At 50.6% G+C, this 14,662-nt stretch carries 11 protein-coding genes; all 11 read right to left on the bottom strand.

Annotated features, from left to right (window positions below):
* Positions 1–115: 115 nt before the first annotated feature.
* Positions 116–850 (bottom strand): SIS domain-containing protein, encoded by a 735-nt coding sequence (locus tag PLA01S_RS15820; protein WP_127593038.1) that lies wholly within the window; start codon positions 848–850, stop codon positions 116–118.
* Between the two features lie 36 nt (positions 851–886).
* Complete coding sequence (locus PLA01S_RS15825; protein WP_127593039.1) at positions 887–1,645, bottom strand: creatininase family protein; 759 nt, start codon at positions 1,643–1,645, stop codon at positions 887–889.
* Positions 1,646–1,659: 14 nt separating this feature from the next.
* Positions 1,660–2,652 carry a phosphotriesterase family protein gene (locus PLA01S_RS15830; RefSeq protein ID WP_127593040.1) on the bottom strand — a complete coding sequence of 331 codons (993 nt, stop codon included), beginning with the start codon at positions 2,650–2,652 and terminating at the stop codon, positions 1,660–1,662.
* Positions 2,653–2,762: 110 nt separating this feature from the next.
* Positions 2,763–4,058 (bottom strand): PTS ascorbate transporter subunit IIC, encoded by a 1,296-nt coding sequence (gene ulaA / locus PLA01S_RS15835; RefSeq protein ID WP_127593041.1) that lies wholly within the window; start codon positions 4,056–4,058, stop codon positions 2,763–2,765.
* A gap of 23 nt (positions 4,059–4,081) precedes the next feature.
* The gene (locus tag PLA01S_RS15840) at positions 4,082–4,345 is read right to left on the bottom strand and encodes a PTS sugar transporter subunit IIB (RefSeq protein WP_127593042.1); all 264 of its coding nucleotides are present in this window, start codon (positions 4,343–4,345) and stop codon (positions 4,082–4,084) included.
* Positions 4,342–4,785, bottom strand: coding sequence for a PTS sugar transporter subunit IIA (locus PLA01S_RS15845; RefSeq protein WP_127593043.1), 444 nt, complete (start codon positions 4,783–4,785; stop codon positions 4,342–4,344). Before PLA01S_RS15845 ends, PLA01S_RS15840 begins: the two co-directional genes overlap by 4 nt.
* A gap of 35 nt (positions 4,786–4,820) precedes the next feature.
* Positions 4,821–6,935, bottom strand: a complete 2,115-nt coding sequence (locus PLA01S_RS15850; protein WP_307719759.1) for a BglG family transcription antiterminator — start codon at positions 6,933–6,935, stop codon at positions 4,821–4,823.
* Between the two features lie 368 nt (positions 6,936–7,303).
* Complete coding sequence (locus PLA01S_RS15855; RefSeq protein ID WP_164817439.1) at positions 7,304–11,245, bottom strand: polysaccharide lyase family 8 super-sandwich domain-containing protein; 3,942 nt, start codon at positions 11,243–11,245, stop codon at positions 7,304–7,306.
* 320 nt (positions 11,246–11,565) lie between these two features.
* Positions 11,566–12,537, bottom strand: coding sequence for a metallophosphoesterase family protein (locus tag PLA01S_RS15860; RefSeq protein ID WP_127593046.1), 972 nt, complete (start codon positions 12,535–12,537; stop codon positions 11,566–11,568).
* Positions 12,512–13,759, bottom strand: coding sequence for an MFS transporter (locus PLA01S_RS15865; RefSeq protein ID WP_127593047.1), 1,248 nt, complete (start codon positions 13,757–13,759; stop codon positions 12,512–12,514). The genes PLA01S_RS15860 and PLA01S_RS15865 overlap by 26 nt, the downstream gene beginning before the upstream one ends.
* Entirely contained in the window at positions 13,756–14,574 is an 819-nt protein-coding gene (locus tag PLA01S_RS15870) for an MBL fold metallo-hydrolase (protein WP_127593048.1), read from the bottom strand. Before PLA01S_RS15870 ends, PLA01S_RS15865 begins: the two co-directional genes overlap by 4 nt.
* Between the last annotated feature and the right edge of the window lie 88 nt (positions 14,575–14,662).

The raw sequence follows: 14,662 nt of genomic DNA on the forward strand, positions 1-14,662 counted from the left end.
TTCTGCCGTTCATCTACCCCATCCTTGCCAGGCGGCCTGTTTTATTTGTTGTTCAAGATCCAGCTCTTCTATGGCAAACCTCGTATATTTTCTTTACTCGCTCTCTACATCCTCATCATGCCAGTAAAGCGATCCGTCCTTTGTATGCCTCAACCAACGCTTTGTTGTGTTCATCGGAACCATCGATATTTCCGCTGAGAAATACAGGAGGGTTGAAGCCTTTTTCAATCATAATCTCAATAGATTCGGCGAACAGGGAGTTCAAAATGAGGGCCCCAACGACCGTCGAGCTCGGCGTGAAAGGCACCTGGAGGCCCGGATGGCTCAATACGGCATCTCCCTTGACCGAGAAGTTGTCGATGACAAGATCAACGGCATCCGCAAGGTGCTTGCCGCTTTTGTGCCGGGACGGCATACTTTTGGAATATTCCAGTGAGGTAATACCTACAGTAAAGGCCCCCTTCTCCTTGGCCATCAAAGCGACATCTACGGGGACGGGATTTCGTCCTGAAGTGGACAGTACGAATACAATCTCGCCTTCGCGAATATCCTGCTCCTTCATAAAATCGACCGCTAGGTCGTTTTGTCTTTCCAGCTCGGACGAACGGACCGCGCCTTCGTGAAGCATCAGCTTTTCTACAAGAATCGGACGAATCGGTACGAGTCCGCCTGCTCGGTAAAAAACTTCTTCGGTCAATATATGCGAATGTCCGCAGCCGAACAAGTGAATAATTCCGCCCTGCTGAATACAGGTCGCCACCTTCTCCGCCGCTTCACGGATCGACTTGGCCTGCTCGGTTCGAACTTTGTTCAACAACCCGCCAATCACATCAAAATAGGTGTTCATCATCGTCTCTTTCACCTCGTTGTTCCTGTATTTACAATGCTATCTGTTCTGTTCCGGTTGATCATCGGTTGACAATGCTCTTTTAGCCCGGAGAACCATATCGGCCATCACTTCCAGGCTGCGCTCGATAATCTTCTCCCCCTTCTCCCTCGTTGCCAGCGTTGCATCCCCAAGTACGGCAGAGGAAGTCATCTCCTCCCACGGTGTTGGCGTGCAATCCGCTTCGAGCGGGATATGCGGGGCACCGTCGATCGCCTTGCTCATGTCCACATATTCGCCCGCGAGATAGAGCATATAGGATGTCTCGATCTCATCTGCATGCATATAACTCCCGTGTGCAGCCGAAGCTTCCCGTACCAGAGCCGTTACTTCCTTCGTGCCAGGATAAAAGAAATAGAATACCTTCAGTTCGGGAACTCGTTCGTATAACACTCTCGCAGCTTCCTTCAGCGCAACCGCATTGCCGAGATGGCCGTTGACCATGACGAAAATGCGGAATCCCTGCTGGTACAAGCTTTCACCGATATCTGCAAGCAGCCGAATGAGCGCTTCGTTTGAGACGTTGATGCTCCCCGGGAAATTGCGCAGGCTCCATACTTGGCCATAGGGGAGGGTCGGCAGAACGAAGCTTTCCGTCCGCTCCGCCAATTTGTCCGCGAGTTTGGTCGCAAGCAGGTTATCCGTGCCCAGCGGAAGATGCGGACCATGCGCTTCAACGGCACCGATAGGAAGTATGGCAGCGTGGAGTTGGCGAATTTTATCCTTCACCTCAACCGAATTTTCGAGTTCGAATTTCATAGCGAGCGCACCCCTTACTTTTTAAATGAAAAGCAGTTGGCCGGATTGCTTACGAAAAATTTCTCCACCAGTTTTCGTCCGTCAAAGCCGCTTCGGTTCGCTTCATCCACAAAGCGCGGTACCCATTTGGAAATAATGTACTCCAGACCGAGACCCTGGTCGTAATGCTTGTAGTAGGTTTTCCGGGCGGTATCTCCGCTGATGAGAATTTGATCTTCGAAGCCCTTGCGGACAAGCTCAAGAATAAGCGAGATGCGGGTGCTTTCCGGTGCATACTTGATTTTGCCGATGCCGTCAAAGCTCATGTAAGCTCCCGTTGCTGCAATCTGCTCATGGTAGTAGGGATCGGGATTGCGGTCCATATGTCCCAGGCTCAAAAAAGACAACTCCACACCTTCGCTCTTCAGGAGCTCAATTTGCTCCAGTGCCATGGTGCCAACTTCGGTATGGGAATGAATGGGGGCCTTTGTCTCATGATGGGCGCGCGCTACAGCGCGCAGCGTCTTCTCCTCCAGAGGCGTGATGCGGTTATAGCCTGTCCCGAATTTAACCTGGCCCGCTTTGAAAGAAGAGCCTTCCAGCCCTTCTTCCACCTCCCGGATGACGAAATCCGCCAGCTCGTTGATGCTTTTCGCTTCAATCCACTGTGCGTAGGTTTCATAATGGCCCGTCAGCGGTTTAAGCTCCTCTTTGATTTTGGCGTCCCACAGAAAGCTCTTATTGAAGCCTGCCGTACCTACGATGTGAATGCCGGTTTCAAGTGCGATTTCCTGTACCGCCTGAACATCCCGTCCATAATCGATGGCTGTAGCGTCCACGATCGAGCGTCCGCCGTGTTGTTTAAAATCAAGAACGTCCCGTTTGGACTTCTCTTTATCGTCCAGGAGCAAATCGTCCTCTCCCCGCTCCTGCCAATAGGCCGGACGGCATACGATATGTTCGTGGGAATACGTAAAGCCCAGCTCCTCTTTGCTGATATCTCCATGTAAAGTACGAATAAAGCCCATATCGTTTCTCCTCCACTCTCTGTAAAAATATGAACCTGCCCGGATTTCTAAAAAGGCGCGTTCAAAAAGTGCGTGTTCAAAATTCAAAAAGATGACTTTTTGAATAACCTCTAAAAGAACAGCTTCGCCAGGAAGTGCAGAATCGGTCCAATAATGAACATATCGGAATCAGCTGCCCACATGGCCGTATCCGGCACCGTCGAGGCGATGAAGAAGCGAACCATCAGAAACTGTCCCCAAGCTACAACGGTTGAAGTAATGAAGCCGCCGATGACGGCCCCGCGGACACCGCCTGTCGAGTTCCCGAACACCCCTGCCGTAGCGCCGTGGAAGAATAAAACGATCATTGTTGGCACGAAAATGTATGAAACGGTGTTGCCAAGTACAAGCAGCCAGATAATCGCTCCGGCGAAAGCTCCCAGGAAGCCAAGAACCACCGCATTCGGTGCGTAAGGGTACACAACTGGCGCATCCAGTGCCGGTTTGGCGCCTGGCACGAGTTTGGTAGCGATCCCGTTGAAGGCCGGAACCAGCTCGCCGACGAACATCCGGACGCCCATCAGAACGATGGAGATTCCGCCTGCAAATGTGAACGATTGGATAATGGAGTAGATAATAAAGTTCTGGTCACCCGATTGTTTCATCAGTTCCGCAGCCGCCGGCGTGCCCTTCGTTGATAGGATTATGGCCCCGATCAGGAACAAAACCCCCATGCTGAGCGCCGTGATGACGTTGGAATCGCGGAGGAACTCAAAGCCTTTTGGTACTTTGATTTTCTCGGAATCGTTGTTTTTGTTGCCGAACAATTTACCGAACAAGGCAGCAAGCAAAGCAACCGAGGCCGAGGTGTGACCAAGCGCAATGTTATCGTTGCCCGTAATTTTACGCAGGAACGGCTGAACCAGCGCCGGCTGGAATGTCCAGTACACACCAAGGACGACAGCGATCATCAGAACCAGCTTCCAGATCGAGATGCCGCTGGCCGCATGAACGATAACGCCTGCAAATACGGTTGATGTCCAGAACATCATGTGCCCGGTCAGATAAATAAATTTAAACCGGGTAAATCGGGCCAGCAGAACGTTGATCAGAAAGCCGATAAGCATGGCAAGCGTAACGGCGCTGCCGAATTTCGAATTGAATGCCTCCTGCCCCATGAAGGTACCGAGGGATCCGCTCTCCAATCCGAAAACTTCTTTCCACATCGGCTCGAATACATTCAAGGCTTTTACGATGACATCAGAGCCTGCACCGATGATGAGGAAGCCAATGATCGCTTTGAAGGTGCCGCTTACAAGCTGACTCGTTGATTTCTTCTGAAGCAGAAGGCCGACCAGAACGATAAATCCGAGCAGAATGGCGGGCGTTCCAAAAATGTTGGTGGCAATCCAAAAAAGTACGTCCATATGCCCTCTCCCTTTCTAATGGTTTACAGCACTTCTTCCAGCTTCTGTTTGATTTCGTTATTGTCAAAATAGTTGTTGACGATAACGATTTGGGCCGCATGCCCTTGAAGGCTTTGGGCTAGTTCGTTGCTTGTAATGATATAGTCGGCTGCGGTTCCGGATGCCGTTGAGACGTCGGTATGCTCCACGTCGGCATTTATTCCCATTCCGCTAAGCACGTTCTCCACATTCATTCTCAAAATCAGACTCGTTCCTTGTCCAAGACCGCATACGCATAAAATTTTCATTGTTCGTTCCCCCTAATCAGTTGTTGGATTGTCTCTACATCAGTTGCCTGCATGAATTGTTCAATGCTGCCCGGGCAGCTCAGCAAGGTGGTCAGCTTGCGCAGCATGGCGATATGCTCCGAACTAGAGGAGCCGCCGAGCGCAAACACAAGCTGTACCGGGTCGTTAGCCGCATGACCGAAAACGACCGGTTTCTTCAATTTAATCAGCGAGACGGACGCTTCCTTTACCCCATCCTCCGCACGGGCATGCGGAAGTGCGATATGAGGTGCAAGAACAAAGTACGGGCCTCTGTCACGGTAAGATTTCACCATGGCATCGGCATAACGTTCTTCCGCCGCCCCCGCTTTCGCTAGCAGTTCTCCTGCTAAGCGGATGGCTTCTTCGGCCGTCTCGGCCTCCACATCCAAGGCTATTAGTAACGGTTCCAAAAATTTCATTCTCATCTCTCCCAAGTCCGGTATTCTAATCGATGCTAAAGACCGGTGTATAATTGCTGCAGTATCTGTTCTTTTGTCTTGGCCTCTTTCAGACGGATCAGGTTCTCCTTCTCCCTGAGCAGGATGGTCAGCTCCGACAGCGCTTTGAGGTGGGATTCGCCGTCAATCGCCGCCAGTACCAGAATGATCTGAACTTGATGCCTTGCTTCTTCTGAGAAGGCGACGGGTTGCTCCAGCCGCAGCAGACTGATTCCCAGTCGCCGGACTCCATCCTGCGGCTTGCCATGCGCAATCGCGATGCCCGGTGCAACGACGATGTAAGGGCCGAGCGCCTCCACCTTGGAGATCATCGCATCGATATAGGCTTCATCGATGCGCCCATCCTTCAGCAGGGGTTCGGAGGCATCGCGAATGGCGCTCCGCCAGTCGGCCGCTCCTCTTTTCATTTGGATCATCTGTCCAGTGAGCAGATCCGATAGTGATGGCTTGCGTGCTTCACTCAGCCATGTTTTCCCAACGGACAAGTAGTGGTTAAGCTCCTCCGTAAGTCCTGCTTCATCCCTAACCGCTGCGTATTTATGGACGATGTCCAGCAGCGCTTGAACCGAATATGCCGGGGTCTTTGATTTACGGCCGGCTACCATGTTGACCTGGTTCAGCAGATGCTCCTTATCCTTATCGCTGAGAATCGGATTCACTAAGAGAACGGGCACTTTGCTATCCGGCAGTGGTACCGTTGAGAAAATAAAATCAACATGTTCTTCATCAAACGACTCGTATTTCCGCAGCGAGAGTATCGCTGTAATATCCACTGCCGAGAAGAGGTTCTCCAGCTGCGATTTCAACATCCGCGAAGCGGAAATGCCGTTGACGCAGACGATGGCAGCCTGTCTCCGTACGGCCGGCTTCGTGTTTTCTCTGCGCAGCCAGCCGCCGAAATGCATGGCGAGATATCCGATTTCGTTATCATCAAGTTGACGTCCAACCAGTTGTTCGAACGCTGCCGCGGAACGGCGGGTCAGCTCGAATACTTCCCTGTACTTGGAAAGGATATTTTCGAGCAGCGGATTTTCAAGGCCGAGTCCGTATATGATCCGGTAATAAGCCGGCTTCAAATGGACAAGCAGATTCTCCTCCATCGCTTCCCGGTTCGGCAGAAATACGCAGGCGTAACGCTGAAAATCATCTGTCATCTGTCTGGTCACTTGCCGAAGCTGCTTCAGCACTTCTTCGGATCCGGTCATCTGTTCCATCCGATTGACCCTCGCTCCCAGCAGATGCATCGTCAAGTAGCAGACTTCTTCATCCGGGATGGAGACGCCGAACATTTGGCCAAGACCTTCAGCAACCTCTGAGGCGACTTCAAACTCTGGCATCCTCCGCAGTACGCTTCGTTCATCTTCGTCTATCGAGACAAACTGTTTGGCCTGAATCCGTCGTACATATAACAAGAAGCGTGCCGTCAAATGAAACAGCATCTCGTCCGTCAAATCTACGCCCAGCGTTATTTCGCTATCCGAGATCAGGCGATAAACCCGCTTCAGATGTCCCGACTTCATAGGGGGAAATAAGCATTGGGCGAGATCCGGCCTTTCCGATTCCGGGTTCCGGTTAAATACCTGCTCCCAGTCTGCATCGCCGAAAATCTGCCCGAAATAATAGCTCAGGGCCTTCCGCTTGTGACGTTCCTCCCCATGTACGCCATAGCCCCGCTTGCGGTCGTAGGTTACCTTGAGATTCGTGGCCTTCATGTCCGACCGGACCGTATTCAAATCCTTGAGCACAGTCCCACGGCTCACCTGCAAAAGGTCCGTCAGATGATGAACAAAGAGCGGAGCCTCCGCCGATAACAGATAGAGCGACATCCAGGCCATTCTTTCGCGTGGGGACAGATAGTACTGCTGTGCATGAGGCTTCCCGGTCGACTGCGGAAGACTGGCCCGGCTTTCATCAGGCAAATAATAGCCAACTGTCCTGACATATTTGACCGGCGGAAGATGAACCGCTTTCAAGTAGTCGTTTATTTTTTCCATATCATAATAAACGGTTCGTCTGGAGATACCGACCTTCTGCATTAGTTCTTCCAGCGACACATAATCGGCTGCCTCATGAAGCAGCGTCAAAATCCGGGTACTTCTTTCGTCCAGAATACGGCATCAACTCCTTTGCCGTTAGTGTGGTACCTTTTGCAATTCGATTATACCCACAGGCAATTCATGAAAGACAGTTCAATTCATGGAGTCCCTTTTGTGCAAAAATGAACTCAAGTGTTCAAAATTAATCCCTCCCATAGCAATCTAAAACAAAAAAAGCCGCATACAATGCGGCTTTCAAAGTCTTTCATAACTTGTATCATAGACCGGCAAAACTCTTTTCATTAAATAACTCGGCATAATAAAACAACCGCTATCCCCATCTCACTCGTTGAAAAAGAAGTATCGAGCTAATTTCTAAAGTTGCTTTTTCAATACGCGTAACAAGAAATCAACATTAGGCATTCCATGTTCTTCCTGTCCAACTAAATCAATGCCTGTGCATGCAGTAGTAAGTAGCGTGCGGCATCGCTATGAACATGTTTGCCGATCTGTGCTTGAATTTCATGGATGAAACTGTTCAGTTCACCCTGGTCGAGCTTTTGTCTCAAGCTGTTTGCGATACCGTTGTTGTCAATCCAGCCGTCCTTCTCAAATCTTGCGACCAGCGCTTTGAGCGATTCGCTAGTCGCAGTCGTTTGAAAGTCCACACTGGCCCTCCCTATATTTCCTGCTGAATCGTAACCTGTAATTTCTAATGAATGACTGCCCAGTGAAAGAGTATAAAGCGAGATCGTTGCGCCTTGCTCCATAGGCTGTCCGTCAAGCAACAACGTTGTCTTCGTCTGATCGACGCCGGACAGATCATCGCTTACATCAAATTGCGGCAATAAGTCCTGATCCATACTGTAGCTTTCTGCTGCCGGATCGTCAACCGTAATAAGAGGGGCCTCTGTATCCAGATTAAATTCAATCGTCTTTGCGGGCTCTACGTTACCCGCATCATCCTTTGATCGGTAGCTTATTGTATATTTGTCATCTTGACTGAATGTAACGGGTCCAGTGTATGCCTGCCATGTGCTTCCCCCGTCCAGGCTGTAAACCGATTCAGTTACTCCCGATAATGGATCCTTAGAGGCTAATGATAACGTTACAGGATGGACATACCAACCGTTGTGGCCGTCCGGCTGCTCCGGGGATAACGTGGCTATCGTGTCGGGCGGAACCTTATCCTGTCGTTCGAACAGAAGCACAGGCCGGTAAGCTGGATCCGTATGTTCCTTAGAGCCGTAAATAATCCAGCCGTTCGAGCCGTAGTTGGTCGTTTGAGCGAGCTGAACGGCGATCGTCCGTTCACCAACCAAGGCTGCATTCACTTGTGCGGTTACATCAATGGTTACGGGTGTTCCGGCTGCAGGGACGGTCCAGTTTCCGATCAGGCTGCCGGCAGCAGGCTTATTGTTCCAAGTAATGCCGTTTTCTGTCCATGTATGATTGCTTACTTCATAAGCGACGCCTTTTGTGTTTGCGAGTCCGGCACTTGTCGGAACCAGACGGATCTGCGCGCTTTTAACTTGTTCCGGCAGCTGCGATAAATCAAATTTCAAATAAGAGTATCGGTGGTAGCCGGAGTTGGGATCGTTTTTTACGACCAATTGATCGGAAGAGCCAAAGTTGCTGTTTGCATAAGACCCGCTGCGAACGTAGGCATCATCGGAAGGTAAGATTGCATAACCAAGCGTTACGGATAATTCATTGGATGCGGCGCTTTCAACACCAGAGCTGTTAAGGGCTTTTATCGCAAAATAATACGTTGTCCCGCTGGATAGGCCCGTGACCGTATACTGGTTGTTACCGCTGACTGTCGAAATATCAACGGTTTTCGAATAACTGCCGGGCGCTGTCCCGTAATAAATGCGGTATCCGTTAGCTCCGGCGCTTGCGTTCCATTTCAGCGTAGCTGAACCGGGTCCTGGCAAGGCTTCGATCAATTGAGGCGCCGCTGGCGGCATCGTTGACCCTGTACTCAGTTTAGCCAGGAACGTTTTTCCAATCGCTCCTGCCGTTTTCACTTCCAATATCGTAGTCGGTGAAAACTGTTTCACTGTAACGCCTGGATCAAGCAGCAGCGCGCCGGTTGTTGCACGGTGAAGTTCGACTTCAATGGTGCCACCGTTTGCTTGCGTCGGGTCTGAAACCCCGATTTGCAGCTCATTTCCGTTCTCGGCAATGGTGACGGATGCTTTCTTATTACTTGTCAAGTAATCTGCTCCGTTCACTTGGACGGTTTCAACCGAATCCGTCCAAAAGTTTGCTCCGACCGCCATTTGATCCGTGGTATCCATGACCGCCTGTACGTTTCCTGTGTTTTTCAATACAGTGAAGCTAGGGTCTGCCGCATAGTCTGCTGCCTCAGTCGTCGACGCTCCCGGGTAAACGGCATATGCATAGGAGGCTTGCACCGGATCGACGCCGTGATTCAGCGCGAGGCTTGCGTATTGTGCGGATACCATCTTATCGCTTCCATCGGTGTTTATATCCTTCCAGGATCCGGAACGCGTTTCACGTAGACCACGAACTGTCGCTCCTCCAGGGAATACGTACGCGATATCCGATCCCGGTACGCTGCCAGACAGATGCGCCCACTGCACGCCTGTCATCGTTTCCGTCCACCCGGTCGTTGAAGGCTTAGCCGTTCCATCCACCGTCAACGTATTTGACCCGCTCTCATTCAGCTTCCGATTTTCAACGATCGTCTCTACAGCGCGACCTCCAGTACTCGAAATGTCGGATCCGAGCGCTATATATTTATCGCCGAATAGAAACCATGACTTTTTGCCTGATAACGGAGTACCCGTATTTTTCGACATCGAAAATTCCATACCGACCGTTCCGTAAGGGCCATCAATCGATGAGCCTCCTACCCAATTCGACGTATTGAATTTAAAGCTGAAAGAGCCCACGGTGCTCGTAGAGCCGTCCGTAGTCGTTCCCGGCAATCTCACCGGATTGATCGTTGGCCAATAGGCTCCTGAAAACTGCGTCTGATCCCCGTTGTACAAATATGCGGCACCCGCGCCTTGCCACCATGGCTTGGTATTTTCGCCGTTACCATATTCAAAAGCAGAAATGCGCGTTGAGAACAAACCAAGCGCCAGTCCGAATTCAGGCCTTAAGTGTACGGCGCGATCCATACCAGCGAAAATATGCGTATCGATCATATCGCCAGCGGGTTCAACGGATGGATCGCCCATTAATGCTTTTATTTTGCCGATACTGAAGATGGACAGCCCCTCCGTATAACTCGGGAACGTTGTATCCGACATCATTTGGCCTTTAGCAATTTGGCGTACCGTCGCTGCATCCCGAGCGTTCAGGCCGTCCGCCAGCATGACGAGTGAAGCCAAGATTTTCCGTCCCGCCTGATGATCCTGTGATGCTTCGCGCGATATCGCACGTCCTCGTACCGTATCCATCATGGCGCCTTTATACAGAAAAGGGCGGTACGCCTCTGTTACCCAACGAATGACATTAGCGATATTCGGGTCCGTAACGTCCCAACTCGAACCGCCAAGGAGGTACAGCAGCTTCGCCATGTCTTCGAGCAGAACGGCACCGTAGCTTCCTGTATACGCGACATAGTCATGTTGGATAAACGACCCATCCTCGTAAAACCCGTCCCTGCTCTGCACATACAACAACACCTGGCTGATCGCATCACGGCCTTGAGCCATCTTGGCATCCGTCTTGCTCAGCACGCCGCGCAAAGAGACAATCAGCGCTTTATCAAGCCGATTCGCACCCGTTTCTTGGAGTGAAGGGGAATTTGTACGATAGGTTGGATCCGGAACGAATTTGTCCAATGCCTTCGTGTAGTTTGTTTTTTGCGTTGCGGACATTTGATCATAAATTAAAATCATCGCATCCGTCAGGTTCATCGGCACGCCGATCTCCCAATCCCACCAATTGCCCGTTTCACCCTTCGTTTCGTTATATTTGTTAGCATACATCCAGTCCAGTCCACTCAGAATGTCAGCAGCTAGCTGCTCATTTCCTCTCAGGGATGATCCTGTTGTAGCATAGGCCAGTGCCATTTCCTTCAGCCTTACATAGTTGGATGAAATCGTACTGGAAACGCTCCAGTTTGCCAGATCACTCCACAAATAAGTTCGCCCGGCGTTTTTGTTCATCGCTGCCCAGTACTTGTTCGCGTTTGTTTCGATTTGACTGATTTTCGCTGCAATTTCCGTGTCCGACGTATCGATTGCCGTCCCCCCTGTCAAATATACATGCCACCTCTCCCTCAGCAAATCGTACTCGTCTGCAGCGGTTGATGCTTGTACTGGTCCGGCAAACAACAAAATGGGATACAGCATGAAACTGGTAAGAAGAGAAACCACAGTGAATTTCTGCCAACGTAAGCTCATCACAATATCTCCTTCCAACTTTCGATTTAAACTACTGATTGATAACACCAGCATCCTTTGGTATGAATCCCGTCTGTCGCATCACCCCCTTTCATGCGGCCATCCGCTATTCACAAGATCGAGAAAAAAGCCACGTTCAATCCCTCAGATAGTATGGTGGCGTCAAGACAACATTCTAAAAGAAAGAGGCAGATTGAATGTGGCTCAGTATGAAAGGAAGAAGATTCGTAGCTTATTGTTAACTCTTTAGGAACTTTATTTTCAGGATGAAGAGAAATTGCGTGGAAAAGGTTGTGAATCAATACTCTACCCTTGATATTCTATCGATGAAGCTGAGCGTCCGGCTCATGCAACGGTAATTCCGCGACAAGTCCGTCGCTCTGGCGGATCCATGTCTCGAACTGTCGTTCGCCCGCTTTTAATCGAATGACTCTTGCTCCCGTCGGAAACTTATCCTTACGCATACCGTCTACATAACTAACGTAACGAGTAGACCTCCCGTAGCATAGACGTATGCCGTGGAGTGTCCCGCAATAATCGTTAGAGTGGTCATGACCGACGAATGTGCCCATAACATCGCCCATCTCTACCATGGCGGCGAACAAGCCTGAATTTACCTTCGGCGAGCTGATCCATTCGCTGCAATGGCCCTCGCATACGCTCGTCTTCCATACCTCATCGTATTCCGGCAGCGGAATATGAAAAAAAGCCAGTGCGGGCAAAGGCGCCCCGCCATTCCGTTCGGCCAATTGCCGAGATTCGGATACATACCATTCGATTTGATCACGGCGTATCCAGTCGTATCCGCCCACCGCAGCAATCGGTGAGTAATCGCCGCTGTCGAGAAAAAACAACGCGGCCGCTGGCTTCCCTGCCCGATCGTCAATCGTCAGCACATAGTTTCCCGCTCCGCTAACTCCCGGAGGATCCGGTTGGGCAACGCAATATTCATGCAGGAGCTGCTCCTCATGCATTCTCTTTCGAGGCAAGCTCCCTTCCGAGTCATGATTGCCAAACACAGCCGCCCATGCCACGCGGCTTTCTTCAGCAACAGCGACCGCGCTTCGGAACGATTGAAGCGGATCTTTGCTTCTAGCGCTTGCCGTCAAGTCGCCTGCAAACACAACAAGATCCGGCTGCTCAATTGCGATGATTCTCTCCATCGTCGCCTTCGTCATCGAGTCGAGAAGCGGCGTCTCCGGATCCAGGTCCTCAGCGTCAATAAACTCTACATCAGAAAACTGTACGATAACAAACGTTCCATCCTCACGAAACTTCAGCTTTTTCACCAAGGTATACCCGCCCCTTTGTCTCATATTCTTTCCAATACCATAACCCGATTAAAATGAATACAGCAGCACACGCCAAATACATCGATGTCACGCCATACTGCAAACCGACTACCCAATAAATCAACGTCGGGCCGATCGCCGCCCCTAAATCGGTAGATACGGAATAAGCGGTCATGACTGTAATAACGGAAGTGCTCTTGGCTGCGTCAGAAGCCATAGCGTCCATGATCGTACCCAGCGCGGTGCTTGTTATCATGACGAAAATAACAATAACAATCCAAATACCAATCGGCAGCTGCCACGGAAGTAATGCGTAACCAGCCGCCGCACCCGCCAACGACAGCATAAATAAAGGCAGCCTTCCTCTCGGCCCATCCGTACGCTGTCCGAACCATCGGGCCAAGAACGGCTCCCAAGCACAGCGCAGCGCTGTCAATACGCCGCCTAACGCCGTACTGCCGATAATCAATCCGAACCACGGGATCCCCGTTGGATAACTCGTATCGATAAGATACGTAAGTGTCGCGCCGAACACGGCGTGCAGCAACGATATAATTAATCCGCTTATCACGATTTTCTTCACCTGAAGCGACCACACCTTACTTCTGTTACCGCGAGGTAATTCCATTTGGTGTGATCCGGATGCTTTCCCCTGACTTATGGATGCCGCGATCAACGGAAGTCCGACCAATGCCATCATGCCAAACCATATCGAGACGGACTGTAATCCGAAGAAGGGCACAAGCAATCCTCCGAACAGCACGCCTACCAAGCTGCCAAGGCGCCACAACCCGTTATACGTTCCCATTAAGCGCCCTCGATTCGTATCGTCGGAGTAGCGAATGACGGTCAAGTATCCGCCCATTCGCATCAAGGACCATGCAATCCCCCACACCGCTCGCAAAGCTATCCAAAGAACGAAGCCTTTGAAGACGCCGTATCCTACGGTGGTTAGAGCCGCGAGCAATACGGAGATGAACAGACCGGTTCGAAGCGACATGCGGTGATACAACCAGCCAATAACAGGATTAAGGGGCAGCCTTACTAGTCGGTTTATCGACAGCAGTACGCCTACCTGCCAAAGCGCGTCCAGTCCCGCTTCCTTCCAATACACAGGGAGGACAATGTACAGCATCGAGTCTCCGAAGAGGGTTAGCGCCGTTACGATACCGACAATCCTAATCTGGCGCTGTTCTATTGCGTTGCTGCTGTCACTCGTCATAGGTCTACTATCAGGCCATCGTAAGCCACCTTAATGCCCGCGGGTTCGAAAGCGCGTTCAAAATCATCATGCAAAAATCCGGAGTTATGTGTAAAATGAGTCACGTATACAAGGCCATTACTTCCAAGCGTACCTTCTTCCCGCCACACGCGCTGAACCTCCAGCACGGTTTCAATCCCCATATGGTTTGGATTTTGATTATTGTTCGTAAAGCTGTGCGTGCAATCGAGTATCGCCATATCAATCACTTTGCCTTGAAGCCATTTCCAAGTATCGTCATGCAGCCATCCGGTGTCATTGCCGTAAAATAGCGTTTTGCCCCCTTTTTCTATGTGAAACAGCAAACAAGTTTCCATTTGGTCATGATTCGCGAGCAAAGGGGTGACTTGTGTGTCGCCGAGTGAAATCGTCTCGAACGGGCGCAATAAGTGGAACGCAAACCTGCCTCTAGCGTCCGGACCAAGTGCAGTAACGCTCTGGCTAATCGCAACATCGTTGCCATAGATATGTAAGGGGTGATCGATACCGTGCGCAAATCCTTCCATTCGGTTGTACAAATCCGATGGTTGAAAATGATCGTAATGCGTATGCGTAAACAATAGATGCTCAACCGCGCCCAAGTCGATCCGATCACGGAGCGCCTGCATATGGGAATCTGCGGAATAGTCAACCTTGATAACGCCATCGATTAATACAGAGCTTCTGGTACGAATGTTTTTTCCTCCGAGCGATCTCGCGTTGCAGCAGGTGTCACAGCGGCAAAACGGGTTTGGGAATCCTTCCGCCGCAGCTGTTCCAAGAAAGTGGATTTTCATTGGTTTCTCCTCCCTTTGAGAAGCAATCGTTTATTTTCTTGACCCTTGATTAATACAGATAATACCACATATATACAATCAATCACAT

It is taken from the genome of Paenibacillus lautus NBRC 15380 (assembly GCF_004000945.1).
In the GTDB taxonomy this organism is placed as follows: domain Bacteria; phylum Bacillota; class Bacilli; order Paenibacillales; family Paenibacillaceae; genus Paenibacillus_AQ; species Paenibacillus_AQ lautus.